Below are 656 nucleotides of genomic sequence, written 5' to 3'. Positions count from 1 at the left end.
TCCAGCATGGAAGAACTGGGCTCCACCGTCAAACAAAACGCCGACAACGCCCGCCAGGCCAACCAACTGGCCATGAGCGCCTCCACCGTGGCCGTGCAAGGTGGGGAAGTGGTGAGCCAAGTGGTGGACACCATGAAAGGCATCAACGACTCCAGCCGCAAGATCGCCGACATCATCACCGTCATCGACGGCATCGCCTTCCAGACCAACATCCTGGCCCTCAACGCCGCCGTCGAAGCCGCACGGGCCGGAGAACAAGGCCGCGGCTTTGCCGTGGTGGCTGGAGAAGTGCGCAACCTGGCCCAACGCAGCGCCCAAGCCGCCAAAGAAATCAAAGACCTCATCAGCGCCAGCGTCGAACGCGTGGAAGAAGGCACCCACCTGGTGGACAAAGCTGGCGAGACCATGACCGAAATCGTGACCAGCATCCGCCGCGTCACCGACATCATGGGCGAAATCAGCGCCGCCAGTGCAGAACAAGCCAACGGCGTGGGCCAAGTGGCCGAAGCCGTGTCGCAAATGGACCAGGTGACCCAGCAAAACGCGGCGCTGGTGGAAGAAATGGCGGCAGCGGCCTCGTCACTCAACACCCAGGCGCAAGACCTGGTGCAGACCGTGGCCGTGTTCAAACTCTCGGCCCAAGACGGCCAGCGGGC

General features: G+C 63.1%; 1 protein-coding gene. It reads left to right on the top strand.

Going from position 1 to position 656, the window contains the following annotated elements; translation table 11 throughout:
- Positions 1-656: methyl-accepting chemotaxis protein (locus ACYVB7_RS19155; RefSeq protein WP_460510469.1), on the top strand; the 656-nt coding region annotated here is incomplete at both ends.

The organism is Hydrogenophaga soli (assembly GCF_054777695.1).
The sequence above is the reverse complement of the archived record's forward strand: the minus strand, read 5'-3'. Positions and strand labels throughout refer to the sequence as shown.